The following is a 24,602-nucleotide window of genomic DNA, read 5'->3' on the forward strand; positions in this document are numbered from 1 at the left end:
GGCGGGCGGCGACGCGGGCGCCGCGGACGCTGGTGCCCTGGGGGTCCAGCGGCGGGCTGACGACGGCGGCGCCGAGGCGGCCGGGCGCGGAGAGGACGAGGGCGCCCGAGACGCTCGACTTGGCGGGGACGCCGACCGCGCGCATCCAGCGGCCCGAGCCGTCGTAGACACCGCACGTCGCCATGACCGCGACCACGTCGCGCGCGACCGACGCCGGCACGACCCGCTCGCCGGTCCCCGGGTGCACGCCGCCGAACGCGAGGGTCGCGCCCATCGCGGCCAGGTCGCGGACGTCGACCAGCACGGCGCACGCCCGGGCGTACGCGGAGACGGCGTCGTCGGCGCTGCGGTGCAGGGTGCCCTCCGCGCGCATCAGGTGCGCGAGGGCGTGATTCCGGTCGCCGAGCAGGTGCTCGTCGGCGGCGACGCTCTCGTCCACAGAGAGCGGGCGGCCGGCGAAGGCGGAGAGGCCGCGGAGGATCCGCTCGCTCCGGCCGTCGGCGTCGCCCCCGTCGACCAGGGCGGCGGTCAGCAGCGCTCCCGCGTTGACCATCGGGTTCGGCGGGCGCCCGGTGCCGCTCTCGAGCGTGAGGGCGTCGAAGGCCTCGCCGGTGGGCTCGATGCCGACGCGGTCGAGCGCGTCACCGCCGGTGTCGAGGAGCGCGAGCGCGAACAGGAACGGCTTGACGGCCGACTGGATGCTGAACCGCGACTCCGCGTCGGCGCTCGCGCGGACGGACCCGTCGGGCAGGACGAGCGCGATCGCGCAGAGTCCCGGGTCGGCGTCCGCGAGCGCGGGGATGCTGTCGTCGACCTCGCCCCCGTCGTCCGGCAGCACCTCCCGGCGCAGCGCCTCGAGGTCGAAGGCCAGGGGATCGGGGAGGGGGCTCATCCGTCCACTCTGTCAGGGCGGGGAGCCCGTCGCGTTCCGGGCCTCAGACGAGCCCGAACTCCGTGTCCAGCGCGTCCAGCTCCGCGGCGAACGACGCGCGCAGACTCTCCTTCTCATCGGCGGGCAGCCAGGAGGCCTCCGCTCCGGTGAGCGCCATCGCGCGCAGCTGCGCGGCGGTCGCACCGATCGGGCCGGCGGCGAGGCGGTACTCGTCGGCGAGCGTGGTCGGGAACATCCCGGGATCGTCGGAGCACGGCACGACCCGCAGTCCCGCGTCGAGCATCGCCCGGATGGACGCGCGCCGCCAGGGCCGCCAGGAGCGGCGCGAGGTCGTCGAGGCGACGGTGAACACGACGCCCTGCTCGCGGACGCGCTCGACGACGGCGGGGTCCTCGAGGACGAAGTAGCCGTGGTCGATCCGGTCGCAGCCCAGCAGATCGAGGCAGGTCGTCGCGTTGGCCGCGGTCGGGGCGTGCTCGGAGGAGTGGGCGGTCCGGCCCAGGCCGGCCTCCGCGGCGAGGCGGTAGGCGTCGGCGAAGCGCTCGGGCGGACCCGCCGTCTCGAGGTTGTCGAGCCCGATCCCCGCCACGTACTCGTGGGGGTGGCGGACGACCTCGCGGACCAGCTCGAGCGCCTCCTCCCCGCTGCGGCCCGCGGCCTGAGCCGGGACGGTTCCCGACGGGGCCCGCGGGTCCGCGCGGCTCCGGGAAGCCGGACGCGGTCCCGCGGGTCGGACGCCGCTACGCCGTGAGCGCGACCGCCGTCCACGAGACGGGCGGGAGGGTCAGCGTCAGCACGCCGTCCTCGAGCGTCGCCGTGGCCTCGCGCAGGCGCACGCGGTTCTGGTCGTCACGCGTGTTCTTCGCGTAGGGGTCCTCGTCGAACAGGGCCAGCGCCTCCGCGATGCTCGAGACTCCGAGGCCGCTGACGTCGACGGTGACCTCGATCGGCTCCGTCTGCGACCGGTTCACCAGGAAGACGGCCGCGCGGCCCTCGTCGACGGTGGCGACGGAGTCGATGAGCGGAGCGTCGCCGTGACGGGCGGTCGAGTAGGTCCCCGCGTCGATCCGGGGGCGCAGCACCGAGCCGGAGGCCAGGCGCGCGGTGGTCGAGAACGGGAAGAACGTGGTCTGGCGCCACGCGGCTCCGCCCGGCTCGGTCATGATCGGCGCGATCACGTTGACGAGCTGCGCGAGGGAGGCGGAGGTGACCCGGTCGGAGTTCTTCAGCAGCGTGATCATCAGGTTGCCGAGGACGACGGCGTCGGCGACGGAGTAGACGTCCTCGAGCAGGCGCGGGGCGTAGGCCCACTCGCGGGTGCTCTGGTCGCCCTCGGCGTCGGCCTTCTCCTTGGCCTGCCACTCCTCGAGGTACCAGACGTTCCACTCGTCGAAGGAGAGCTTGATGTCCTTCGTCTTCTTGAGCTTGAACTTCACGTGGTCCACAGTCGCCGCGACGGTGGCGATGAAGTACTCCATGTCGAGGGAGGAGGCGAGGAAGGAGCCGAGGTCGCCGTCGTACTCCTGGTAGTAGGCGTGGCACGAGACGTACTCGACGTCGTCGTACGCGTGCTCGAGGACCACGCGCTCCCACTCGCCGAAGGTCGGCATCGACGAGCTCGACGAGCCGCAGACGACCAGCTCGAGCGAGGGGTCGGCGATCTTGAGGGCCTTGGCGGTGCGGGAGGCGAGCTTGCCGTAGTCGTCGGCGCTCATGTGGCCGACCTGCCAGGGGCCGTCCATCTCGTTCCCGAGGCACCACATGCGGATGTCGTAGGGCTCGGTCCCGCCGTTGGCGATGCGCTGGTCGGCGAGAGCGGTGCCGGCCGGTCCGTTGGCGTACTCGAGGACGTCGAGCGCCTCGAGGACGCCGCGGGTGCCGAGGTTGACGGCGTACATGATCTCGCTGCCGGTCAGCTCCGCCCACTTCGCGAAGTCGTCCAGCCCGACCTCGTTGGTCTCGAGCGAGTGCCAGGCCAGGTCGCGGCGGCGGGGGCGCTCGGAGCGCGGGCCGACGCCGTCCTCCCAGCGGTAGCCCGAGACGAAGTTGCCGCCGGGGTAGCGGATCGTCGTGGTGCCCAGCTCCTTGACCAGCTCGACCACGTCGAGGCGGAATCCGTCCTCGTTCGAGGCGGGGTGGCCGGGCTCGTAGATGCCGTCGTACACGCAGCGGCCGAGGTGCTCGACGAACGAGCCGAAGAGGCGCGGAGTGACGGGGGCGACGACCGCGGCGGGGTCGAGGCTGATGCGCGCGGTGGCGGCGGGGGCGTCGGTCATGAGGGCCTTTCGGGCTTCGGGCTCCCGCAGCGGGCTCGGCGGCGAGCGGTCTTTCTAACGTTGTACACGATGGTCCGCCCCGGCTCGGCCGCTGTCAAGAGCGGCACCGGCCCCCTCCTGCCTCGCTGCTCGCCGCTGCCGACGGCAGCAGACCTCTTCGGGCGTCGCGTCTCCCCGCCGCCGCTCAGCGCACCTGTGCTCGACTGGGCGGGTGCCCTCCTCCGATGCCGTCACCGACGCCTGCTCCGAGCTCGCCGACCGCGCCGACGCCCTCGCGGCGTCGCATCCCCGCCCGCGCGCGTTCCTCGCGGCCGTCGCGAAGGACGTCGCCGGCATCCGCAGCGCCCCGCTCGGCGCTCTCGACCTGGCGCACGGCGGCCGCAACCGGGTCCGGGGGAAGGGCTTCCGCCGCCCCTACGACGACGGCACCCGCGGCCAGGCCCGCCACTTCGCCGGCGTCGCGGGCGCCACGCTGTACCTCGGCGGCCCGCTCGCGCACCTGTTCCTCCGGACCGTCGGCGGCGACGTCCGCGGCTCGGCCGACGACCGGCTGACGACGCGGGCCGTGGAGTGGAGTCGGCTCCTCCGCCGCGGCGAGCTGGCCGTCGTGGACGCGGGAGCGTGGATCCGCCGCGAGATCTGCGGCAGCGGGACCTGCGCCTAGACCCCGGCCGACGCCCGGCCGACCGGCGGGTCCTCCGCGATCGGCCGGACCGCGGTCGACTCCCGGGCGACCACGGTGAACGCCGCCTCGTGGAGCGTCCCCGGGCCGGTGCGGGTGCCCTCGATCCGGGCCTGCAGCACCTCGACCGCGGTGCGCGCGATCTCGTCGCGCCCCGAGTCCACGCTGGAGAGGCTGGGGGAGGAGTAGCCCGCCTCGTCGATGTCGTCGAAGCCGATCACCGCCACCTCCTCGGGGACGCGGACCCCCGCCTCCTGGAGCGCGCGGACCGCGCCGAGCGCGAGGGTGTCGTTGAGCGCGAACACGGCGTCGAAGTCGAGCCCGGACGCGAGCACGCGGCGCATCGCCTCGGCGCCGCCGGAGCGCCGCCACGGGCCCGAGACGCCGATCATCCGCTCGTCGTAGGCGATGCCGGCCTCGGCGAGCGCGGCGCGGTAGCCCTCGAGGCGGAGCGACGCCGAGCTGACGGCGGCGTCGGGGTGGGTCCCGAGCGCCACGATCCGGCGCCTTCCGGAGGCGAGCAGGTGCGCGGTGGCCGCGTGCGCCGCAGCGGTGTTCTGCATGGTGACGTGGTCGACCAGCCCGGTGAAGATCCGCTCGCCGAGCAGCACCAGGGGGAAGCCGACCGCGAGTGCGTCCTCGTCGGCGAGGCCCAGCGGGCTGAAGAGCAGGCCGTCGGTGAGCTGCCGGCGCTCGCTCGCCAGGACGCTCCGCTCGCGCTCGGGGTCGCCGCCGGTCTGCTCGATCAGCACCGTCAGGCCGCGCTCGTCGGCGGCGCGCATCACGCTGTCGGCGAGCTCGGCGAAGTAGGGGAGGCTCAGCTCCGGCAGGGCGAGGCCGATCACGCCGGTGCGGCCGCGGCGCAGGCTCCGCGCGGAGAGGTTGGGGCGGTAGCCCAGCTGCGCGATGGCCGCCTGCACCCGGGAGCGGGTGGCCGGGCGCACATGCGGATAGTCGTTGATCACGTTCGAGACGGTCTTGATCGAGACGTCGGCGGCGCGGGCGACGTCGTGCAGCGTGACGGCCACGGTCCTCCCTCCGCTCGGCCCTCACGCTACCCCGGGGCTCCGCTCCGGCCTGTCGCGGATCGACGCCGGGGCGGCGTGCGGGCGGGGCGCGCCGCCGGAGCAGGACGCGCCCCGCGGCCGATCAGGTGTACCAGCTGGGCTCGGGGACGGTGTCGAGCAGGGCGAAGACGCCGACCTCGCGGCGCTTGTAGGGCAGCGGATCGTGCAGGGAGTGGGTGCGGAGGTTCCGCCAGTAGAGGTCGAGTCCGACCGAGCTCGCGGAGGCGCGGGCGCCGGTCAGCTCGAAGACGCGGGTCGCCGTCGCGAGGCCGTCCTCCACGATCCGCGCCTTGGCCGCGGCGATCCGCACGGCGATCTCGCCGCGGCGCCGAGGCGTCAGCTCCTCGCGCGGAGCGTGCAGCGCGGCCGAGAGCGCGGCCCCCGTCGCGTCGATCAGCGCCTCGTCGGCCCAGAGCCGGGACTGCAGGTCGCCGTATCCCTCGAGCACGTACCACTCGTCGCCGGCGCGCTCCTTGTCGTCGCCGCCGTACGGCCAGGCCCGGGTGCGCTCGCGGGTGTACTGCGCCGCGCGCTCGAGAGCTCCCTGCGCGATGCCGAGGTAGAACTCGGCGAAGACCTGCTGGATGACGGGCACGTTGAGGGTGTTGTAGACAAGCGGACGGTAGACCCTGTCGACGAAGCCGGCCGCCGCCGCCCACGGCACGCGGACGCCGCGGATCTCGACGGAGCCGGACTCGGTGAGCCGCTGGCCGAGGCTGTCCCAGTCGCGGCCGAAGACGATCCCCTCCTGATCGGTGGGGACGATCGCGAAGAGGTGGGTGTCCGTCCCCTCGAGCACCCCCTCGAGCACGGTCAGGTCGCTGACCACGCCGCCGGTCGAGAACGACTTGCGGCCGGTGAAGACCAGCTCGTCGCCCTCCTCCCGCACGGTGAGGTCGGAGTCGCGCGGGTTCACCGCGCCTCCGTAGAGGAGGTCCCCCTCGGTCGCGAGCTGCTCGACCGCGATGATCTGCTCAGGGGTCCCCACGAGGCGGGCCGCCCAGGCCCAGAGGTAGTGGTAGCCGAGCAGCTGGCCGATCGAGCCGTCGCCGCGCGCGACGGTGCGGACGACGCGGAGGGCGGTGGTCCACTCCTGGGCGCCGCCGCCGTGCTCGGCGGGCCCGAGCAGCGTGACGAGGCCGGCCGCCTTGAGCAGGGCGACCTCGGCGAAGGGGGCGGCGCCGGCGCGGTCGCGCTCGAGGGCGTCGGTCGCGAGCACGGCGGCGACCTCCTCGGCGCGGACGAGCCAGGCGTCGGGGGAGTCGGGCCGGGGGGCGGTCGACCAGTGCTCGGCGGCGGCGACGATCGTCGTCGCGGCGTCGGTGCCGATGGTCGTCGCGGCGTCGGCGCCGGTGGTCGTGGGTGCGGTGGTGGTCACGGTGTCCTCGTCTCGTCGGGGGCGGTGTGCAGCGACTGTGCCAGGGGCGAGGGGGCCGGAGCGAGGCGCGTGTCGCCCCGTGTCCGCGTGTGTCCGCGGATGACCGGCGGGCGCCTCTGCACGATTTTGACAATCGTTATCAATAGCCGTTAGCGTGGGGGCACCCGCCCGGCCCCTGACCCAGATCGGCTCACCGTGAAGACCCGCCTCCTCGCCCTCACCGCCCTCCTCGGCGGCACCGCGCTCGCCCTGAGCGGCTGCTCCGGAGCGGGCAGCGCCTCCGACAGCTCCTCCGCCGCCGCCGCGGGCGGGCCCGTGAAGGTCGTCGCGTCGACGAACGTCTACGGCGACCTCGTCTCGAGCATCGGCGGCGACCTGGTCGAGGTGACCAGCATCATCGACAGCCCGGACAAGGACCCGCACGAGTACGAGGCCACCGCCCGCGACCAGCTCGCCGTGTCCGGCGCGACCCTCGTGATCGAGAACGGCGGCGGCTACGACCACTTCCTCGACACCATGATCAGCGCGGCCGGCACCGAGGCCCCCGTCATCACGGCCACCGTGATCGCCGGCCTGGAGGACGTCCACGACCACGCGGAGGAGGAGGAGTCGGAGGGCGGGCACGAGCACGCGGAGTTCAACGAGCACGTCTGGTACGACCTCTCGGTGATGAAGGAGGTCGCGGGGCGGATCGGCGACGAGCTCGCCGCGCTCGACCCCGACAACGCCTCCGCCTACTCCGCCAATCTCGCCACCCTCGACGAGGGGCTCGACGCTCTGATCGCCCGCGAGGGCGAGCTGAAGGGCACGCTCTCCGGCCGCTCCATCGCGATCACCGAGCCCGTCCCGCTGTACATGACCGACGCGCTCGGCCTGACCGACGCGACTCCCGAGGCCTTCAGCGAGGCGGTCGAGGAGGGCACCGACGTCCCCGCGACCACGCTCCAGGAGACGCTGGCGCTGTTCTCCGGCAAGGCCGTCGACGCGTTGATCTACAACGAGCAGACCGAGGGCGCGCAGACGGACGCGGTGCTCGACGCCGCGAAGGCCGCCGGGATCCCGGCCGTCCCCGTCACCGAGACGCTGCCCGAGGGCGACGACTACACCGGCTGGATGACCGCCAACCTCGACGCGATCGAGGGAGCCCTCTCCCAGTGAGCCACGACTCCGCGACCAGGCCCGTCTCCCCGGAGGCGGGCCCTTCGGCGTCCGTGCTGCGGCTGCGCGGCGCCGGCCTCCGCTTCGGCGACCGCGAGCTGTGGAGCGGCGTCGACCTCGACGTGCGCGCCGGCGAGTTCGTCGCGGTGCTCGGCGCGAACGGCTCCGGCAAGACGAGCCTCCTGCGCGCGGTGCTCGGCCAGCAGCAGCTGAGCGCGGGGGAGCTGCAGGTGCTCGGCGAGCCCGTGCACCGCGGCAACCGGCGCATCGGCTACATCCCGCAGCAGAAGCTCGCCGACGAGGGCACGCCGCTGCGCGCGCGCGATCTGCTCGGGCTCGGGATCGACGGCCACCGGTTCGGCCTGCCCCTGCCCTCCCGCTCCCGGCGCGCGGCCGTCGACGCGCTGCTCGAGGCCGTCGGCGCCACCGCCTTCGCCGACGCCCCCATCGGCAGCCTGTCCGGCGGCGAGCAGCAGCGCGTCCGCGTCGGCCAGGCGCTCGCGGGCGACCCGGCGCTCCTGCTCTGCGACGAGCCGCTGATCGCGCTCGACCTCGCCCACCAGCGGGCGGTCAGCGAGCTGATCGACCGGCACCGCCGCGAGCGGAACCTCGGCGTCCTCTTCGTCACGCACGACGTGAATCCGGTGCTCGGCATGGTGGACCGCGTGCTCTACCTCGCCGGCGGCCGATTCCGGATCGGCACCCCCGACGAGGTCCTGCGCTCGGAGGTGCTCAGCGAGCTCTACGACGCACCCGTCGACGTGATCCGCGCCCGGGGCCGGGTCATCGTGGTCGGCGCCCCCGACCACTCGCACGTGCACGAGCACGAGGAGGGGCAGTCGTGACGGACGTCTGGTCGCAGATCTTCGACTTCTCGGACTACGGAGCGCTGCTGTCGCTCCTGATGAACTCGGTGATCGCCGGCGCGGTCCTCGGAGTGGTCGGCGGGCTCATCGGCGTCTTCGTGATGTCGCGCGACATGGCCTTCGCGGTCCACGGCATCAGCGAGCTCTCGTTCGCGGGGGCGTCCGCAGGTCTGCTGCTGGGCGTCGGCGTCGTCGAGGGATCGATCGTCGGCTCGCTGATCGCGGCGGTCCTGATCGGCGTGCTCGGCTCGCGCGCCCGCGACCGCAACTCGATCATCGCGGTGCTGATGCCGTTCGGACTCGGCATCGGCATCCTCTGCCTGGCTCTCTACCCGGGCCGCAGCGCGAACAAGTTCGGCCTGCTCACCGGGCAGATCGTCGCGGTCGACGACCCGCAGCTCGGATGGCTGATCGGCATCTCGGTGGTCGTCCTCGTCGGTCTCGCGCTGATCTGGCGCCCCCTCACCTTCGCGAGCGTCGACGCCGACGTGGCGGCCGCGCGCGGCATCCCCACCCGGGCGCTCTCGATCGCGTTCATGCTCCTGCTCGGCCTCGCGGTCGCCGTCTCGGTGCAGATCGTCGGCTCGCTGCTCGTGCTCGCGATCCTGGTGACGCCGGCGGCCGCGGCACTGCGCCTCTCCGCCTCGCCGGTGGTCGTGCCGCTGCTGAGCGTGCTCTTCGCCGTCGGCGCGCTGGTGGGCGGCATCCTGCTCGCGCTGGGCGGATCGATCCCGATCAGCCCCTACGTGACGACGATCTCGTTCGCGATCTACGCGGTCTGCCGGATCATCGGCCGCAAGGGCGTCCGGCGCTCCCGGCTCGCCGTCGGCGGGGGGCGGTAGCGTGGCCCGGGTCGTGCGGAGTGGAGGTGGTCCAGTGGTCAAGCGCAACACGTGGCAGCGCGAGGCGGTGCGCGAGGCTCTCGGGCGTCGCGAGGACTTCGTCAGCGCCCAGGGCCTGCACAGTGCGCTGCACGCCTCCGGCTCGCCGATCGGGCTCGCGACGGTCTACCGCGCGCTCTCGGACCTGGCCGTGGAGGGCGAGGCCGACTCGCTGCAGTCGCCCGAGGGCGAGAGCCTCTACCGCGCCTGCACGCCGGGGACGCACCACCACCACCTGATCTGCCGCCGCTGCGGGCTGACGGTCGAGATCGCGGCCGACGAGGTCGAGGAGTGGGCGCGCTCGGTCGCGTCGCAGAACGGCTTCACGGACGCGCACCACGTCGTGGACGTCTTCGGGCTCTGCGCGGCCTGCACCGCGGAGCTCGCCGAGGCCTGACGCCGGTCCGGCCGGGAGCCCGTCCGCGGGCGCCCCTCGATCCTGGTCCGGCTCAGGCCGGGAGGAACACCCCGATCGACCGGTCCTTCACCACGGAGCCGGCGGGCAGCACCCGCCCGCTCATCGCGAGGTAGACGCCCGGCGGCAGCAGCTGCACGGCGGCCACCGCGGTGCCGAGGTTGAACGCGGCGTCGCTGTCGAGCATCCGTGCGGGCTGCATCGCGCCGGTGAGGACGACCACCCGATCGCGGACGACGCCGAGGGCCTCGGCCGTCGCGGTCATCGTGTCGGTGCCGTGGGTGAGGACGATCCGGTCCTCCTCGGCGGCGAGCACCCGCTCGCGGATGAGGGCCCGATCGGCGTCGTCGAGCTCGAGGCTGTCCTTGGCGAGGACCTCCTCGACGCGGAACTCGAGCGTGGTGAGCACCGGGGCGAGCAGGCGCGGCACCATCGGGGCGCCGATCTCGAGCTCGCCCGCGAGCGAGTACTCCTTGTCGACGGTGCCACCGGTGGTGAGGACGAGGATGCGGTCAGTCACGCGATCAGACTAGGCGCCGCCTCCGACACCGGCACGTTCGTGCGCAGTGGCCGCGCCACGGCGGCGGCGGCGGCCCGCATCGGGAACGATGGAGCGCATGACATCCTCCTCCCCCTCCCTCCTCCGCACCGGCGCCAAGGTGCTCCTCGGCTCCGCCCTCCTCTTCGCGGGGGTGAGCCACCTCACCCGCAAGCGGGAGGAGTTCCAGGCGCAGGTGCCCGAGTGGGTGCCGCTGGACAAGGACGCGGTCGTGCTCGCCTCGGGCGTGGTCGAGATCGGCCTGGGCGCCTCGCTGGTGCTCGCGCGCCGCCGGGCGCCGCTGGTCGGAGCCGCGGCCGCCGCCTTCTTCACCGCGATCTTCCCGGGCAACGTCTCGCAATGGGTGACGCGGACGAGCGCCTTCGGCCTCGACACCGACCGCAAGCGCGCCGTGCGCCTCGCGTTCCAGCCGCTGCTGGTGGCGTGGGCGCTCTGGTCGACCCGGCGTCCGCGGGGCTGATCCCACACGGCGGGCGGCACGGAACCGGCCGCGAGCGCGTGCCGTCCGCCGCCGGCCGCGGAGGATTCCCCTCAGACGCCCTGCTGCGCCTCGGCCAGCAGCGGCGCGAGCAGCTCCTCGATCCGGCGCCGCGCCCCCTCGGCGTCGCCCGCGGCGATCGCCTCGACCAGCTCGGCGTGCTGGCGGGCGTGCACGTCCTCCTCGCCGACGACGTCCTCCTCCAGCACCGACTCGAACATGCCGGTGAGGCCGTCGTAGAGCTCGACGAACAGGTCGTTGTGGGTCGCGACGACGACGGCCCGGTGCAGCGCGGTGTCCGCGGCGATCCGCTCGGCGAGCTCCGGCGCCTCCCACGAGCGGGCCCGGCGGGCCAGCAGGGCACGGAGGGCGGCGACGTCCTCCCCGGTGCGGCGCTCGGCCGCCAGCGCGGCCGTCGCCCCGTCGATCGCGAACCGCAGCTCGAGGCCCTCCCGGCGGGCGGCGCTCGGGATGCGGCGGCGCAGCGACTCGGCGAGCTGTGAGCGCGCGGTGACGAACGTGCCGCGCCCCTGCTCCCGCCGCACGAGGCCCGCCTGCACGAGGGCCTGGACGGCCTCGCGGACGGAGTTGCGTCCGGCGCCGGTCCAGCGGGCGAGCTCGGCCTCCACCGGGATCCGCTCGCCGACGGCCCAGCGGCCGGAGCGGATCTCCTCGTGGAACAGCGCCGTGACGTGGTCGATCACGCTCTCGCGCTGGAACGGCGCCGCGGGGCTAGACTCGCCAGGATTCATCCCATCATCCTATCTCTCGGGGACTCCATGACCGCAGCACCGACGCTCCGCGCCACCGCCCTCCTGGCCCTCGCCGCCATCGCGATCACCGCGCTGAACCTCCGCACCGCCGTCACCGGCTTCAGCCCGCTGCTCGACACGATCGGCGCCGATCTCGGCTTCGGGCCCTCGCTCTACGGGGCGCTGGGGACGATCGTCACCGCCTCCTTCGCCGTCTTCGGCTTCGTCGCCGCGGCCGTCTCGCGCCGGATCGGCCTGGAGCGCACGCTCGCGATCGCGACGCTGGTGACCACACTGGGCATCGCCCTCCGCGCGCTCAGCCCGAGCCCGGTCGCTCTGGTGCTCTCGACCGTCGTCGCCTTCGCGGGCGTGGGCACCACGAACGTGCTCATCGTGCCGATCGTGAAGCGGTACTTCGCCGAGCGGATCAAGACGGTCAGCTCGCTCTACCTGGCGCTGCTGCAGGTGGGCCAGTTCGTCGCTCCGCTGGTCGCGGTGCCGCTGGCCTCGACAGCGGGGTGGCGCTGGGCGATCGGTATTTGGGCCGTGATGACGGCCGCGGCCTGCCTGCTCTGGGCGGCGCTCGCGGCCCGCGGAGGAGGCGGGGCGGCTCCGGCCGCCGCCGGCGGCCGCGTGGACGGGGCGTGGCGCACGCCGCTGCTCTGGGCGATGGTGCTGATGCTCGGGATGACCGGTCTGCATACCTACGGGATCATCACCTGGCTGCCGACGATCCTCGTCGACGCGGGCGCGGATCCGGCGCAGGGCGGGGCGCTGCTGGCGCTGTTCTCGGTGTTCGGCCTCGCCGCCGCCTTCGTGGTGCCGCCGCTGACTCTGGGGATGCGCAACCCGGTCGTGGTCGTGGTGGTGTGCTGCGTGCTGCTCGCCGTCGGCTACGCGGGCCTCGTCGTCGCTCCGCTGGAGGGTGCCGTGGCGTGGGTGGTCTGCCTCGGGCTCGGCGTCAGCACGTTCCCGATGACGCTGACGCTCGTGAACGCGCGGACGCGGACGACCACCGGCTCCTCGACCCTCTCCGGCGCCACGCAGGGGCTCGGCTACGGGCTCGCCTGCCTCGGTCCGCTGCTGATCGGCGTGCTCTACGAGGTGCAGGGGGACTGGGGCGGCGCGTACGCGCTGCTGTTCGCCGGAGTGGCGGTGCTGCTGGTCAGCGGGATCGTCGCGTGCCGTCCGCGGTTCCTCGAGGACGAGGCGGCGCTCCGCCGGGCTTGAGCGGCGGCGCTCAGCGCGACGCGGCCGGAGCGAGCGCGGAGACGATCCGCCCCAGCCCGAAGCGCCAGGCGCTCTCCACGTCGCCGCCGAGGGTGAAGGCGCCGGTGATCTCCATCCCGATGAACCCCGTCGCCCAGGCGGTCAGCGTGCGCGCCGCCTCGAGGGCGTCCTCCTCGCCCGCCAGCTGCGCGGTGAGGTCCAGCAGGCGGGCGCTCGCCGCGTCGCGGTACTCCTGGGCGGTGACGGGCGTGCCGGGAGCGGGGGCCATCACGAGGAGGAACGCGGCCGGCCGCTCGTGGCCGAAGGCGCGGAGGCGGTCGGCGAGCGCGGCGGCGTCCGGGGCGTCGGCGAGGCGGTCGGCGAGCACGGTCAGGGCGTCCGCGGCGACGAGGCGGATCAGCGTCTCGCGTCCCTCGACGCGCTTGTAGAGGGAGGGGGCGCGGACTCCGACGCTCTGTGCGACGGCCTGCATCGTGACCCCGGCGAGCCCGTCGCGCTCGAGGAGCTCGCCGGCGGCGCGCACGATCGCCTCGAGGGAGGTGCGGTCGGGAGTGGGCATGCGCCGAGTATAGCTATTGACAGTAGCCATGATGGCTAACTAGCGTAGCCATCATGGAACTCGGACCCCACCTGCGCCGCATCGGCACCGACATCGTCGCCGTCCACCTCGTCCACACCGACGAGGGCGTCACCCTCATCGACGCCGGCCTGCCCGGTCTCTGGCCGGAGCTCCTGGCCGAGCTGCGCGCGATGGGCCGCACCCTCGACGACGTGCGCGGCGTAGTGCTGACCCACGGCGACTCCGACCACGTGGGCTTCGCCGAGCGCCTGCGCCGCGACCACGGCGTGCCGGTCCACGTGCACGCCGCCGACGCCGAGCGGGCGAAGGGCGGGGCGAAGCCGAGGACCGCGACACCGCGGCTGCGCGTCCTGCCGCTCCTCGGCTTCGCGGCCTACGCGCTGCGGAAGGGCATCGCGACGGTCCCGCCGCTCACCGAGGTCGTCGAGGTGCACGACGGGCAGACGCTCGACCTGCCGGGCGCTCCCCGCGTGATCGCGCTCCCGGGCCACTCCCCGGGGAGCATCGCCGTGCACGTGCCGCTGGCCGACGCGGTCTTCGTCGGCGACGGGCTGACCACCCGCCACGTGCTCACCGGTCGCACAGGTCCGCAGCCCGCGCCCTTCACCGACGAGCCGGAGCAGGCGCTCGCGTCGCTCCGGGCGCTCCTGCCCACCGGGGCGCGCTGGGTGGTCCCGGGACACGGGGCGCCGTGGAGCGGCGGGATCGAGGCGGCGGTCCGGCTGGTCGAGAGCGCCTGAGGCACGGAGCCGCTCAGGAGGCGGGGACGAGCTTCCAGCGGTCGGCGAGGATCTCGAGGCCCTTGTCGAAGGTCGCCGACCACGCCGTGACGTCGTGGGCGCTGTCCGGCACCTCGAGGTAGGTGGCGCTCATGCCGGCGGCGACGGCCGCGGCGTAGACGGCCTTCGCCCCGGGGAGGAACGAGGTGTCCTCTGCGCCGACTCCGAAGATCGCGACGGTGCCGGTGTAGGGGGCGTTCTCCGCGAGGACGTTCACCGGCTTCGCGGCCTCGTAGGCGGCCTGGTCGCCGCCGAACCCCTGCGCGACCGTCGCCGCCTCGCTGCCGAGGGTCGGCGCGAGCTCGCCCGAGGCGTCGACGATGTTGCCGAAGAGCGACGGGTGGCCGGCGCCGAGCTGGATCGAGCAGGTCCCGCCCTGCGAGAGGCCGCCGATCGCCCAGTGCTGCGCGTCGCCGAGCACCGGCAGGTTGGCGCGGATCCAGTTCGGGACGTCGACGGTGAGGTAGGTGGCCGACTTCCCGAGCGGCGAGTCGACGCACATCGGGTTCCTGTCCGGATCGCCCAGCTGGTCGGGCGACACGACGATCGGCGCGAGGCCGGCGTGCGCGGCGGCGTAGGCGTCGAGGGTCTGCTGGAACTTCTCGGTCGAGAGCGGATCGGAGGGCGACCCCGGCTGCCCCGAGAGCATGATCATCACCGGCAGCAGCGGCGGGGTCGCGGTGAGGGCCGCGGGCGGGAGGTAGACCACGGCGTCGCGGGCCGGGAAGCCCGACGCGGTGGCGGGGATGGCGACCGTCGAGACCGAGCCGACGGCGGGCATCCCGGCCGGGGCCGTCCAGGTCGCGAGGTCCGAGTGCGGTCCGTCCGCGGCGGCGACCGGCACGGAGGAGTCGGAGTACGCGCTGATCCCGAGCGCGCTGCGTACCGTGGGGTACTGGCCGAAGTCGATGTTGACGGTCATCGCGGCCGCCGCGACGACGAGCACTCCGGCCGCGAGCGATGCGAGAACCCCCCGCGCGCGGCGGCGGGCGATCGCGTGCCCGAGGACGACCAGGGCGACGCCCAATCCGCCGATCCCGAGGCCGATCGCGACCCGGGTGACCGGCGTGAAGTCGACGCCGAACGGGCCGTCGGGCCCGTCGACGAGGGCGGCCAGGGCGGCGCCGCCGATCAGGCCCAGGAGGAGGACCGCGACGGCGATCCCGCCGCGTCGGGAGCGCCCGCGGCGGGGAGCGCGGACGTGGGCGGCGAGCAGGAGGAGGAGCGCTCCGATCGCGAGCACGTAGACGGCGACGACGAAGGGGCCGGAGACGAGGCTCAGGTCGAGGAGAGAGGTCATGCGTCGATCCGGTCGGAGGGTGCTCGGGCGGGCGTCAGTCTGGCGGCGGTCTCTGGAGGAGAGCCGGGAGCTGTCGGGAGCGATTCTCCTCCCCGGGCGCGGATCCACCGAGCTCTCCACCGATCGGGCGCAACCCCGCGCGCCGCGCCGCCGCTCCCGCCTAGCGTGGGACTCCCGACGCACACCGCGCCCTCACGAAGGAGCCCGCACCATGACGCAGCACCCCCGCCTCGAGACCTCCTCCCGCGAGGCCCGCGCATGAGCCGCGGAGTCGCCGTCGTCACGGGCGGCACGGCCGGGCTCGGACGCGCCACGGTCCGCGAGCTCGCCTCCCGCGGCTGGGACGTCGCCGTGCTGGCGCGCGGCGAGGACGGACTGGCGGCCACGGTCGCCGAGATCGAGCAGAAGGGCCGGCGCGGGCTGGGCATCCCGACCGACGTGGCCGACCGCGAGGCCGTCGAGTCGGCGGCCGACCGGGTCGAGGCCGAGCTCGGCCCGATCGAGCTGTGGGTCAACGACGCGATGGTCGGCGTCTTCGGCGAGTTCCTCTCGACCGAGCCCGCCGACTTCGAGCGCGCCGTGGGCGTCAACTTCTTCGGCTTCGTCAACGGCACCCGCGCAGCCCTCTCCCGGATGACCCCGCGCGACCGCGGGCACGTCATCCAGGTCGGCTCCGCCCTCGCGCACCGGGGCATCCCGCTGCAGGCCGCGTACTGCGCCTCCAAGTTCGGCGCCCGAGGCTTCACCGAGGCCGTCACCGCGGAGCTGCTGCACGCGAAGAGCCGCGTGCGCCTGTCCGAGGTCGACATGCCGGCGCTCAACACCATCCAGTTCAACTGGGTGAAGTCGCAGCTGCCGCACCACCCGCAGCCCGTGCCGCCGATCTACGAGCCCGAGGTGGGGGCGATCGCGATCGCCGACGTGGCCGACAAGCCGCGCCGCCGCACGTGGGTCGGCGAGCCGACCGCGGGCACCATCCTCGGCGACCGCTTCGCCGGGCGCTTCATGGACTGGTACCTCGCCCGCAGCGCCTTCGACGGTCAGCAGGCCCCCGACAAGACGGAGCCGATGCTGCCGAACAACGTCTACGAGCCGGTCCCCGGCGATCACGGCGCGCGCGGCCTCTTCAGCGACCGCGCGCACACCATGACGCCCCAGATCTGGATGATCCGCCACCGCGCCCTGAGCTACGCGGGGGCCGCCGCGGCCCTCGCCGCCGGCGCCGCGGGCGTCGTCTCGGCCCTGCGGAGGAAGTGACCGTGGTCGACGCCGTCGTCATCGGGGCGGGGCCCAACGGCCTCGCCGCCGCGGTCACGCTCGCGCGGGCCGGGCTCTCGGTCACCGTGCTCGAGCGCAACGAGACGATCGGCGGCGGCGCGCGCACGGCGGAGCTGACGCTGCCCGGGTTCCACCACGACGTCTGCTCGGCGGTGCACCCGATGGCGCTCGCGTCCGGCTTCTTCCGCGCCTTCGGGCTCGACCGGCGCATCGAGCTGGTCGTCCCCGAGATCTCGTACGCGCATCCGCTCGACGGCGGCCGCGCGGGCATCGCCTACCGCGACCTCGACCGCACGGCCGAGGCGCTGGGGCGCGACGGAGCGGCGTGGCGCGCCCTGATGGGACCTCTCTCCGAGCGGGCCGACCGCGTCGCGGGCTTCACGAACGACGCGCTGCTGCGGATCCCGACGGACCCGAGCGTGCTGATCCGCTTCGGACTGCGGGTGCTCGAGCAGGGCACCCCGGTGTGGAACCTGCGCTTCCGCGACGACGTCGCCCCGGCGATGTTCTCCGGGGTCGCCGCGCATTCGATCCGCCCGATGCCGAGCCCGTCGACGGCCGCGGCCGCCCTGGCGCTCGGCGCCTACGCCCACGCGCGCGGCTGGCCGGTGCCGATCGGAGGCAGCCAGTCGATCGTCGACGCGCTCGCTGACGACCTCCGGGCGCACGGCGGCACCATCGAGACCGGCGTCGAGGTGACCTCGCTCTCCGAGCTGCCCCCGGCCCGCGCCGTGCTCGTCGACGGCACGCCGACGGCGCTGCTCGCGATGGCGGGGGACCGGCTGCCCCCGGCGTACGCCGCGGCCCTCCAGCGCTTCCGCTACGGCAACGGCGTGGCCAAGGTCGACTTCGCCCTCGACGGGCCGGTGCCGTGGACGAACCCGGAGCTCGCCGGCGCAGGCACGTTGCACGTGGGCGGCAGCCGCGCCGAGATCGCGGCCGCCGAGCGCGACGTGAAGCGCGGCCGGCACAGCCGCAGCCCCTACGTGCTGGTGGCGCAGCCCTCGATCGCCGATCCGACCCGGGCGCCCGAGGGCAAGCACGTCCTCTGGGCGTACACGCACGTCCCCCGGTACTCGCCCGCCGACCAGCAGGAGGCGATCACCGCCCAGATCGAGCGCTTCGCCCCCGGGTTCCGCGACCGCGTGATCGGCGCCTCCTCGATGACCGCCCGCGACATGCAGGCCTACAACCCGAACTATCTGGGCGGCGACATCGCCGCCGGCGCCGCGAGCGTCGCGCAGCTGCTCTCGCGCCCGGTCCCCACGACCGACCCGTGGCGGACGCCCGCGAAGGGGCTCTACCTCTGCTCCTCGTCCACCCCGCCCGGGCCGGGCGTGCACGGCATGGCCGGCTGGCACGCCGCCCGCAGCGCGCTGCGGCACGAGTTCGGGGTGCGCGAGTCGCCCGACCTGTCGCCGGAGGCGCGCCCGGCCTGAGCCGCCGCCGTTGCGCTGCGCCCGTCGCCGCCCCCGGCCTGCCAGGCTGAGGGACGGCGCCCCCACGCGCCCCACCACCACTCGAAGGAGTCCGCGATGTCCCGCACCACCCGCGTCGTCCACTGCCCGCCCGAGTCCGTCTTCGCGGTGCTCGCCTCCGGCTGGCTGTTCCCGAGCTGGGTCGTCGGCGCGTCGCGGATGCGGAAGGTCGACGCCGACTTCCCGCACGTGGGCTCGCAGCTGCACCACTCCTTCGGCCTGTGGCCGCTCGTGATCGACGACCGCACCACGGTTCTCGAGTGGGACCCGCCTCGCCGGATGGTCATCCAGGCCGCCGGCTGGCCGCTCGGCGAGGCCCGGGTGCACGTCGAGGTCGAGCCGCACGCGCGCGGCGCGAAGGTGCGGATGCACGAGGCCCCCGTGAAGGGCCCGGGCACGCTCGTCCCGAAGCCGCTGATGCACTCGTTCCTCTGGATCCGCAACCGCGAGGCCGTGCGCCGGCTCGCCCACATGGCCGAGGCGGGAGCCGCGGGACGCACGCTCGCGCCCGCCTCGCTCCCCTCGCCCGCCGACCGTGCCGGGATCGACCGGCCGAAGCACGTCTGGGCGCGCCTGACCGGAGCGATCGGGTCGATCGCGGTCGGGACGCTCGTGGTCCGCGGCGTCCTCGCGGCCGTGCGGCGCGCCCGGAGCTGACGGGCCCGGACCCGACGGCGCCCGGAGTCGGCGGCGCCCCGGAGACGACGGCGCCCGGGTCGGACGCCGCTCGGCTCGGACGCCGCCCGGGTCAGACGATCCGCTCGACCAGCCGCACGTGCTGCACCGCGACGCGCTTCGGCTCGCCCGCGAAGGCGGCGTCGCGCTCGGGCGAGGCCAGGTACGCCCGCTCGACCTCGGCGAACGCGTCGGCGTCGCCGGCCGTGCTGACCGCCCAGACGAACTCGTTCACCTCGCGGTCGGCGTAGGCGAACTCGATCCGGAAGCCGTGGGCCTCGCGCGCCGGCACGATCCGCTCGGGGAACCAGGCGAGGAAGTCGTCCATCACCCCGTCCATCAGCTCGTAGCGTCGGAGTTGGATCGTCCTGGTCTCGGCTGCAGCGCTCATGCTGCGACGGTACCCGCCCGGCGGCCGCGCCGTCGCCGCGCTACGCTCGCCGCCGACAGCCCCACGCCGAGGAGGACAGCACGGACCCCCGCCACCGCTCCCTCGCGCTGCTCGTCGCCGGCTGCTTCTTCATGGAGAACCTCGACGCCACGATCGTGACGACCGCCGCGCCCGCGATCGCCGCCGACCTGGGCGTCGACTCCGCCGCGGTCTCGATCACCGTCACCGCGTTCCTCCTCACCGTCGCCGTCCTCATTCCGGCCTCGGGCTGGCTCAGCGAGCGCTTCGGTGTGCGCCGCGTCTTCACCAGCGCGATCGCCGTCTTCACCCTCGCCTCCCTGCTCTGCGCGCTCAGCCCCACGCTGCCGCTTCTGGTCGGCGCCCGAGTCCTGCAGGGCGTCGGCGGCGCGCTGATGGTGCCGGTCGGCCGGCTCGCGGTGCTGCGGGCGACTCCGCGGGAGGGGATCATCCACGCCATCGCGATCCTGGTCTGGCCGGGTCTGGTCGCCCCCGTGATCGCGCCGTTCCTCGGCGGGCTGCTCACGACCGTCGCCTCCTGGCACTGGATCTTCCTGATCAACCTGCCCCTCGGGGTCGTCGCGTTCGCGATCGCGCGCCGGATCGTCCCCGGCACCGCCGAGAGCGCGCCGCCCCCGCTCGACGTCACGGGGCTGGTGCTCGTCGCGGTCGGGCTCGGCGCGCTGGTCGGAGCGGCGGGGCTCCTCACCGGCTCCGAGCTCGACGGGCGGGCGGTGGCGCCGCTGCTCGTCGGCGCGGTCGTGACGGCGCTCGCCGTGCGGCACCTGCGCCGCGCCGAGCATCCGCTCGTGCGGCTCGACGCCTTCCGCTTCCGCACCTTCCGGGTCGCCAACGCGAGCGGATCGCTCTACCGGGCGACCGTGAACGCGGTGCCGTTCCTGCTCCCGCTGCTGTTCCAGGACGCGTTCGGCTGGAGCCCGGTGCAGGCCGGCTCCGTGGTGCTGGCGCTCTTCGTCGGCAACCTGGCGATCAAGCCGGCCACGACTCCTCTGCTGCGGCGCCTCGGCTTCCGCGGGGTGCTGGTCGCGGCGAGCGCGGTGGGGGCGGCGTGCATGGCGGCGATGGCGTTCCTCGAGCCGGCGACTCCGGTGGCGCTCGTGGTGGCGCTGCTGGTGCTGAGCGGAGTGGCCCGCTCGGCGGGCTTCACGGCCTACAACACCGTCACGTTCGCCGAGGTCCCGCAGGAGGGGATGTCGGGCGCGAACACCCTCAACGCCACCACGCAGCAGATCGCGGCCGGACTCGGAGTCGCAGTGGGCGCGGTGGCGCTCGCCGTCGGCACCGCGATCGGGCCCGGCCTCGTCCCCTACCGCGTCGCCTTCCTCGCCCTCGCGGTGCTGACCCTCGTGCCGCTCGCCGCCGCCGCCCGGCTCCCGCGCGACTCCGGGAGCGCCCTCACCGCCTGACCCGCGCGGGCGTCAGGCGAGGCCGAGCGCGATGCCGTCGAGGATGTCGTGCGCGGTCGAGCGGACCCGGTCGACGCCCGGCGACGCCTCGTGGACCGTGCGGAGGACCTCGCCCCAGACCAGCGCGCCGGCCGCCAGCACGTCCTCGCGCCCCGGGCGGACCCAGGGGAGGGCCGCCGTCCCCTCCGGAGACAGCGCGGCGAGCTCGTCGCAGGCGGCGAGGACGTCGGAGAGGGGGAGGGACGTCTCGAGCGCGGCGCGGTCGGTGGTGCGGAGGACGTGCGCGGTGATCGTGAGCACGGTCGCGGCGACGCCGACGACGCTCCGGGCCTGCGAGAGGTCGACGGAGGAGGCGGCCAGCGCGGCGCCCACGTCCGCCCGGATCGCCGCGCGCTCGCCCTCCGTCGGCGCGGCGGCCCGGCGGTGGCGCTCGGTCAGGCGGACGCTGCCGACGTCCATCGAGTGCGCCTGCTCCGGCTCCGCTCCGCCGAGCACGAGCTCGGTCGAGCCGCCGCCGAGGTCGACGACCAGCACGGGCCGGGCGGAGTCGACGGCCGAGACCGCGCCGCGGAAGGAGAGCCGCGCCTCCTCCTCGCCGGAGATCGTCTCCGGGGTGACGCCGAGGATCCGCTCGACGGCGGCGAGGAAGTCCTCGCGGTCGGCCGCGTCGCGGGTGGCCGAGGTGGCGACGAAGCGGAGGTGCTCGGCGCCGGCCTCCTGCGCGGCGGCCGCGTACTCGCGGGTGACGGCGAGGGTCCGCTCGAGCGCGGCCGGATCGAAGCGGCCGGTGCGGTCGACTCCGCGGCCCAGCCGCACGAGCTCGGTGCGGCGCTGGACGTCCCGGAGGCGGCCGCCCTCCACGTCGGCGATCAGCAGGCGGAGGGAGTTGGTGCCGCAGTCGAGCGCCGCGACGCGCGTGGGGGAGGACATCCGCCCATTCTGCCCGCGCGGCCGGGGCCGGAGGCGGGCGATAGCCTGGGGGAGAGACGAAGGAGCCGCCCGTGCACGAACACCACGTCCGCGTCCACCGCAGCGACGAGGAGCTCCCGCGACACGGGCAGCTCGCCCACGCGCTCGCCGAGGTCGCCGCCGATCCGGTCGAGATCGACGACGAGGTCGCCGAGATGGTGGTCAACCGGGTCATCGACAACGCCGCCGTCGCCACCGCGTCGCTCCTGCGCCGCCCGGTCGTCGCCGCCCGCGCGCAGGCTCTCGCGCACCCCGCCTCCATCGGCGGCCAGGGCTCGGTCGTCCTCGGCGTCGACCCGGCCCGCCGGGTCTCGCCCGAGTGGGCGGCCTGGGCCAACGGAGTCGCCGTGCGCGAGCTCGACTACCACGACACGTTCCTGGCGGCCGAGTACTCGCACCCGGGCGACAACATCCCTCCGCTGATCGCCGTCGCCCAGCACGCGGGCATCGGCGGGGCGCAGCTCGTCCGCGGCATCGTCACCGGCTACGAGGTCCAGGTCGACCTGGTGCGCGCGATCAGCCTGCACCGGCACAAGATCGACCACGTCGCGCATCTCGGCCCCTCGGCCGCGGCCGGGATCGGCACGCTGCTCGGCCTCGACGTCGCGACGATCGAGCAGGCCGTCGCGCAGGCCCTGCACACGACGACCGCCACGCGGCAGTCGCGCAAGGGCGAGATCTCGAGCTGGAAGGCGTACGCGCCGGCCTTCGCGGGGAAGATGGCGATCGAGGCGGTCGACCGGGCGATGCGCGGCGAGACCAGCCCGTCGCCGATCTACGAGGGCGAGGACGGCGTCATCGCCTGGATGCTCGACGGCGCCGACGCGAGCTACGACGTCCCGCTGCCCGACCGCGGCGAGGCCAAGCGCGCGATCCTCGACACGTACACGAAGGAGCACTCGGCCGAGTACCAGGCGCAGGCGCTGATCGACCTCGCCCGCCGCCTGCACCGCACGCACCCCGAGGCCGCCGATCCCGAGCGCGTCGAGCGGATCGTCCTGCACACCTCGCACCACACGCACTTCGTGATCGGCTCGGGCGCGAACGACCCGCAGAAGTACGACCCGGCCGCGTCCCGCGAGACGCTGGACCATTCCGTGCCGTACATCTTCACGGTGGCGCTGCAGGACGGCGCCTGGCACCACGTGCACAGCTACGCCCCCGAGCGGGCCGCCCGCGCCGGCACGATCGCGCTCTGGCACCGGGTCACCACGCAGGAGGACGCGGAGTGGACGCGCCGCTACCACTCCACCGATCCGGGCGAGAAGGCGTTCGGCGCCCGCGTCGAGATCCTGATGACGGACGGCACGACGATCGTCGACGAGATCGCGGTGGCGGACGCGCACCCGCTGGGCGCGCACCCGTTCAGCCGAGAGCAGTACGTGTCGAAGTTCCGCACGCTCGCCGCCGACGTGCTCGAGGAGTCCGAGATCGAGCGCTTCCTCGACCTCGCGCAGCGCCTGCCCGAGCTGACCCCGGAGGAGGTCGGCCGCCTCAGCGTGATCGCCGCCCCCGGCGTCCTCGCCTCGATCGAGCCCCCGCGCGGCCTGTTCTGATCCCGCCGCGGGAGGGTCGTCCGCACGCACGGTGACGCGCGCACGGACGGCCTCCCGCGGCGGGGAGCGCCGTCGTCAGGCGGTCTGCTCGGCGACCCAGTCCTGGATCTCGGCGATGAAGCGCCGGCGCGAGAAGACCCGGCTCCGGGCCCGGAAGGCGTCGACGTCGAGCGCGAGCGCACGGCGCAGCAGGTCGCTCCAGTCCGGATCGCCCTCGAGGTCGGCGATGACGCCCCCGCCGGCGAGGGACACGCTCTCGCGCACTCCGCCGATGTCGGTCCCGATGACCGGCGTCCCGCAGGCCATCGCCTCGACGGGCATGATCCCGAAGTCCTCGACGGCGGGGAAGACGTACACGAGCGCCTGCGCGTAGAGCGCGCGGATCAGCTGGTCGGAGGGCGAGATGACGAAGGTCACGTCGGCCCGGATCTCCTCGGCGTAGGCGCGGAGCCGCGCCTCCCAGGGGCCGTGCCCGGCGATGACGACCGGCAGCCCGGTGCGGGCTCCGGCGTCCATGACCTTCTCGAGGCGCTTGTAGGGGACGAACCGCGAGGCGCCCAGGATGAACGGCCGCGCGAGCGAGTCGAGGAGGCGCAGCTCGTCGTCGTCGAGCGGGGAGCGCCAGTCGGTGATCGTCGAGAGCAGCTCGGTGTTCACCGGCGGGTAGATGACCCTCGACGGCTGGTGCCACGCGTCGCGCACCCGCTGCCCGGTGAAGAGGCTGTTCACCGCGATGGAGGAGGCCTCGGCGGCGCGGAGGCGGTCGATCGGCTTGAGGAGCAGGCTCGCGGTGCGGGCGGCGAGGCTGCTGCCGCGGCCGTCGCGGTCGGGCTCCCAGATGTAGCGGGCCGGGGTGTGCGCGTAGACGAGCTTGCGGGTCGGTCCGCTGGTGCGGACGTGGTGGGCGAAGAGGTGCGAGCTGACCAGCACCCACTCGCGGGAGGCGCCGACCGGGAGCCGCCACGTGGGCAGCATCGCCGGCAGGGCGAGGACCTTGTGGCGGCGCAGCGGCGTGCGCGCCAGCCAGGACTCCGAGACGGGCCTGCCGACGACCTCGGCGCAGTCGCTCCAGAGGACGCGGACGTCGGCGTCGGCGAAGGCCTCGGTCATCGCCTCGAGCACGCGCTCGGCGCCTCCGCGGCGCTCGACCCACTCGTGCACGATCAGGCCGGGACCGACCGGGGGGACGGATCGGGAACGGGTGGTCGCGTCGATGACGGCAGTGATGATGGGCCCCTTCCCCCGGGCGTGCGGTGAGGATCGGGCGGCCATCCGGAGACGGGAGCGGCTCCGAATGCTTATCCGTCGTCGGTGACCGATCAGCAGTGCAGTAGAAGCTAACCGGCTCGTGGAGAAGGAATCGAAAGGCGAGTACGAGTCGTCGCAGAACGACGGGGAAAGGAGAGTCCGATAATCCGGATAAGCCGCGAGCGGAATGGCGAGGATCGTCTGGAGTGCGTCGCGGAGGCGCTATTCCCTCGGAGATCACAACGATGGAGGAGAGTCGCGGAGAGGAA

The 24,602-nt window shown here is 74.3% G+C and carries 25 protein-coding genes; 13 read left to right on the top strand and 12 right to left on the bottom strand.

Annotated features, from left to right (window positions below; all coding sequences use genetic code 11):
• From glsA to C5C53_RS14215, 3 genes are all read right to left on the bottom strand, one after another.
• Positions 1-892, bottom strand: an 892-nt coding sequence (glsA, locus tag C5C53_RS14205) for a glutaminase A (protein ID WP_104267825.1), incomplete at its 3' end; no start/stop codon positions are given.
• A gap of 43 nt (positions 893-935) precedes the next feature.
• Positions 936-1,517 (bottom strand): hypothetical protein, encoded by a 582-nt coding sequence (locus tag C5C53_RS14210; protein WP_104267826.1) that lies wholly within the window; start codon positions 1,515-1,517, stop codon positions 936-938.
• 115 nt (positions 1,518-1,632) lie between these two features.
• Entirely contained in the window at positions 1,633-3,168 is a 1,536-nt protein-coding gene (locus tag C5C53_RS14215) for an alpha-N-arabinofuranosidase (RefSeq protein WP_104227228.1), read from the bottom strand.
• 211 nt (positions 3,169-3,379) lie between these two features.
• On the opposite strand from C5C53_RS14215, the gene C5C53_RS14220 reads away from it, so the two are divergent.
• A complete protein-coding gene (locus tag C5C53_RS14220) occupies positions 3,380-3,832 on the top strand; it encodes a hypothetical protein (protein WP_104267827.1) in 453 nt (150 codons plus the stop codon).
• Here C5C53_RS14220 and C5C53_RS14225 read toward each other — a convergent pair.
• Complete coding sequence (locus C5C53_RS14225) at positions 3,829-4,878, bottom strand: LacI family DNA-binding transcriptional regulator (RefSeq protein ID WP_104267828.1); 1,050 nt, start codon at positions 4,876-4,878, stop codon at positions 3,829-3,831. The genes C5C53_RS14220 and C5C53_RS14225 overlap by 4 nt on opposite strands.
• Positions 4,879-4,999: 121 nt before the next feature.
• Positions 5,000-6,295 carry an acyl-CoA dehydrogenase family protein gene (locus tag C5C53_RS14230; RefSeq protein WP_258075434.1) on the bottom strand — a complete coding sequence of 432 codons (1,296 nt, stop codon included), beginning with the start codon at positions 6,293-6,295 and terminating at the stop codon, positions 5,000-5,002.
• Between the two features lie 195 nt (positions 6,296-6,490).
• On the opposite strand from C5C53_RS14230, the gene C5C53_RS14235 reads away from it, so the two are divergent.
• The 4 genes from C5C53_RS14235 to C5C53_RS14250 are packed head-to-tail and all read left to right on the top strand — an operon-like array spanning position 6,491 to position 9,597.
• A complete protein-coding gene (locus tag C5C53_RS14235; protein ID WP_104267829.1) occupies positions 6,491-7,453 on the top strand; it encodes a metal ABC transporter solute-binding protein, Zn/Mn family in 963 nt (320 codons plus the stop codon).
• Positions 7,450-8,298: a metal ABC transporter ATP-binding protein gene (locus tag C5C53_RS14240; protein WP_104267830.1), complete on the top strand. Its 849-nt coding sequence runs from the start codon at positions 7,450-7,452 to the stop codon at positions 8,296-8,298. The genes C5C53_RS14235 and C5C53_RS14240 overlap by 4 nt, the downstream gene beginning before the upstream one ends.
• Before the next feature lie 59 nt (positions 8,299-8,357).
• Positions 8,358-9,161 (top strand): metal ABC transporter permease, encoded by an 804-nt coding sequence (locus C5C53_RS14245; RefSeq protein ID WP_104224551.1) that lies wholly within the window; start codon positions 8,358-8,360, stop codon positions 9,159-9,161.
• A gap of 34 nt (positions 9,162-9,195) precedes the next feature.
• The gene (locus tag C5C53_RS14250; protein WP_104238381.1) at positions 9,196-9,597 is read left to right on the top strand and encodes a Fur family transcriptional regulator; all 402 of its coding nucleotides are present in this window, start codon (positions 9,196-9,198) and stop codon (positions 9,595-9,597) included.
• A 52-nt stretch (positions 9,598-9,649) separates the two neighbouring features.
• On the opposite strand, the gene C5C53_RS14255 is transcribed toward C5C53_RS14250, so the two are convergent.
• Complete coding sequence (locus C5C53_RS14255) at positions 9,650-10,135, bottom strand: asparaginase domain-containing protein (RefSeq protein ID WP_104224541.1); 486 nt, start codon at positions 10,133-10,135, stop codon at positions 9,650-9,652.
• An 88-nt stretch (positions 10,136-10,223) separates the two neighbouring features.
• Between C5C53_RS14255 and C5C53_RS14260 the strand changes: the two genes are divergently transcribed.
• Positions 10,224-10,634: a hypothetical protein gene (locus C5C53_RS14260; protein ID WP_181027249.1), complete on the top strand. Its 411-nt coding sequence runs from the start codon at positions 10,224-10,226 to the stop codon at positions 10,632-10,634.
• A gap of 71 nt (positions 10,635-10,705) precedes the next feature.
• Here C5C53_RS14260 and C5C53_RS14265 read toward each other — a convergent pair whose 3' ends face one another.
• Positions 10,706-11,404 (bottom strand): FadR/GntR family transcriptional regulator, encoded by a 699-nt coding sequence (locus tag C5C53_RS14265; protein WP_104267831.1) that lies wholly within the window; start codon positions 11,402-11,404, stop codon positions 10,706-10,708.
• Positions 11,405-11,431: 27 nt separating this feature from the next.
• Here C5C53_RS14265 and C5C53_RS14270 point away from each other — a divergent pair, with 27 nt between their 5' ends.
• Positions 11,432-12,634, top strand: coding sequence for an MFS transporter (locus tag C5C53_RS14270; protein ID WP_104267832.1), 1,203 nt, complete (start codon positions 11,432-11,434; stop codon positions 12,632-12,634).
• A 10-nt stretch (positions 12,635-12,644) separates the two neighbouring features.
• Here the strand turns inward: C5C53_RS14270 and C5C53_RS14275 are convergent, their stop codons facing one another.
• Positions 12,645-13,193: a TetR/AcrR family transcriptional regulator gene (locus C5C53_RS14275; protein WP_104267833.1), complete on the bottom strand. Its 549-nt coding sequence runs from the start codon at positions 13,191-13,193 to the stop codon at positions 12,645-12,647.
• Positions 13,194-13,246: 53 nt separating this feature from the next.
• Here C5C53_RS14275 and C5C53_RS14280 point away from each other — a divergent pair, with 53 nt between their 5' ends.
• Positions 13,247-13,954 (top strand): MBL fold metallo-hydrolase, encoded by a 708-nt coding sequence (locus tag C5C53_RS14280; RefSeq protein WP_104251043.1) that lies wholly within the window; start codon positions 13,247-13,249, stop codon positions 13,952-13,954.
• Between the two features lie 13 nt (positions 13,955-13,967).
• On the opposite strand, the gene C5C53_RS14285 is transcribed toward C5C53_RS14280, so the two are convergent.
• A complete protein-coding gene (locus C5C53_RS14285; protein WP_104267834.1) occupies positions 13,968-15,293 on the bottom strand; it encodes an esterase family protein in 1,326 nt (441 codons plus the stop codon).
• 258 nt (positions 15,294-15,551) lie between these two features.
• On the opposite strand from C5C53_RS14285, the gene C5C53_RS14290 reads away from it, so the two are divergent.
• The 3 genes from C5C53_RS14290 to C5C53_RS14300 all read left to right on the top strand — a co-directional run bounded on the left by C5C53_RS14290 (position 15,552) and on the right by C5C53_RS14300 (position 18,706).
• Positions 15,552-16,550 carry an SDR family oxidoreductase gene (locus C5C53_RS14290; protein WP_104233564.1) on the top strand — a complete coding sequence of 333 codons (999 nt, stop codon included), beginning with the start codon at positions 15,552-15,554 and terminating at the stop codon, positions 16,548-16,550.
• A gap of 2 nt (positions 16,551-16,552) precedes the next feature.
• Positions 16,553-18,010, top strand: a complete 1,458-nt coding sequence (locus C5C53_RS14295) for a phytoene desaturase family protein (RefSeq protein WP_374954100.1) — start codon at positions 16,553-16,555, stop codon at positions 18,008-18,010.
• Between the two features lie 96 nt (positions 18,011-18,106).
• Positions 18,107-18,706, top strand: a complete 600-nt coding sequence (locus C5C53_RS14300; protein WP_104267836.1) for an SRPBCC domain-containing protein — start codon at positions 18,107-18,109, stop codon at positions 18,704-18,706.
• Positions 18,707-18,797: 91 nt separating this feature from the next.
• Here C5C53_RS14300 and C5C53_RS14305 read toward each other — a convergent pair whose 3' ends face one another.
• Positions 18,798-19,115: an NIPSNAP family protein gene (locus C5C53_RS14305; RefSeq protein WP_104224531.1), complete on the bottom strand. Its 318-nt coding sequence runs from the start codon at positions 19,113-19,115 to the stop codon at positions 18,798-18,800.
• Between the two features lie 131 nt (positions 19,116-19,246).
• Here C5C53_RS14305 and C5C53_RS14310 point away from each other — a divergent pair, with 131 nt between their 5' ends.
• Positions 19,247-20,560 carry an MFS transporter gene (locus C5C53_RS14310; RefSeq protein WP_104267837.1) on the top strand — a complete coding sequence of 438 codons (1,314 nt, stop codon included), beginning with the start codon at positions 19,247-19,249 and terminating at the stop codon, positions 20,558-20,560.
• Between the two features lie 12 nt (positions 20,561-20,572).
• Here C5C53_RS14310 and C5C53_RS14315 read toward each other — a convergent pair whose 3' ends face one another.
• The gene (locus C5C53_RS14315; protein WP_104267838.1) at positions 20,573-21,490 is read right to left on the bottom strand and encodes an exopolyphosphatase; all 918 of its coding nucleotides are present in this window, start codon (positions 21,488-21,490) and stop codon (positions 20,573-20,575) included.
• Between the two features lie 71 nt (positions 21,491-21,561).
• On the opposite strand from C5C53_RS14315, the gene C5C53_RS14320 reads away from it, so the two are divergent.
• Complete coding sequence (locus C5C53_RS14320; RefSeq protein ID WP_104233570.1) at positions 21,562-23,085, top strand: MmgE/PrpD family protein; 1,524 nt, start codon at positions 21,562-21,564, stop codon at positions 23,083-23,085.
• Between the two features lie 75 nt (positions 23,086-23,160).
• Here C5C53_RS14320 and C5C53_RS14325 read toward each other — a convergent pair whose 3' ends face one another.
• On the bottom strand, positions 23,161-24,357 hold the full coding sequence (locus C5C53_RS14325; protein WP_104227213.1) for a glycosyltransferase: 1,197 nt from the start codon (positions 24,355-24,357) through the stop codon (positions 23,161-23,163).
• Between the last annotated feature and the right edge of the window lie 245 nt (positions 24,358-24,602).

The sequence above is a fragment of the Rathayibacter sp. AY1E3 genome, assembly GCF_002932235.1.
Lineage (GTDB): Bacteria > Actinomycetota > Actinomycetes > Actinomycetales > Microbacteriaceae > Rathayibacter.

Excerpts from the sequence above, each read along its gene's own strand:
- C5C53_RS14215 (WP_104227228.1), bottom strand. The coding sequence starts at position 3,168 with ATGACCGACGCCCCCGCCGCCACCGCGCGCATCAGCCTCGACCCCGCC.
- C5C53_RS14245 (WP_104224551.1), top strand. The coding sequence starts at position 8,358 with ATGAACTCGGTGATCGCCGGCGCGGTCCTCGGAGTGGTCGGCGGGCTC.
- C5C53_RS14260 (WP_181027249.1), top strand. The coding sequence starts at position 10,224 with ATGGAGCGCATGACATCCTCCTCCCCCTCCCTCCTCCGCACCGGCGCC.
- C5C53_RS14265 (WP_104267831.1), bottom strand. The coding sequence starts at position 11,404 with ATGAATCCTGGCGAGTCTAGCCCCGCGGCGCCGTTCCAGCGCGAGAGC.
- C5C53_RS14270 (WP_104267832.1), top strand. The coding sequence starts at position 11,432 with ATGACCGCAGCACCGACGCTCCGCGCCACCGCCCTCCTGGCCCTCGCC.
- C5C53_RS14275 (WP_104267833.1), bottom strand. The coding sequence starts at position 13,193 with ATGCCCACTCCCGACCGCACCTCCCTCGAGGCGATCGTGCGCGCCGCC.
- C5C53_RS14280 (WP_104251043.1), top strand. The coding sequence starts at position 13,247 with ATGGAACTCGGACCCCACCTGCGCCGCATCGGCACCGACATCGTCGCC.
- C5C53_RS14285 (WP_104267834.1), bottom strand. The coding sequence starts at position 15,293 with ATGACCTCTCTCCTCGACCTGAGCCTCGTCTCCGGCCCCTTCGTCGTC.
- C5C53_RS14290 (WP_104233564.1), top strand. The coding sequence starts at position 15,552 with ATGAGCCGCGGAGTCGCCGTCGTCACGGGCGGCACGGCCGGGCTCGGA.
- C5C53_RS14300 (WP_104267836.1), top strand. The coding sequence starts at position 18,107 with ATGTCCCGCACCACCCGCGTCGTCCACTGCCCGCCCGAGTCCGTCTTC.
- C5C53_RS14305 (WP_104224531.1), bottom strand. The coding sequence starts at position 19,115 with ATGAGCGCTGCAGCCGAGACCAGGACGATCCAACTCCGACGCTACGAG.
- C5C53_RS14310 (WP_104267837.1), top strand. The coding sequence starts at position 19,247 with ATGGAGAACCTCGACGCCACGATCGTGACGACCGCCGCGCCCGCGATC.
- C5C53_RS14315 (WP_104267838.1), bottom strand. The coding sequence starts at position 21,490 with ATGTCCTCCCCCACGCGCGTCGCGGCGCTCGACTGCGGCACCAACTCC.
- C5C53_RS14325 (WP_104227213.1), bottom strand. The coding sequence starts at position 24,357 with ATGGCCGCCCGATCCTCACCGCACGCCCGGGGGAAGGGGCCCATCATC.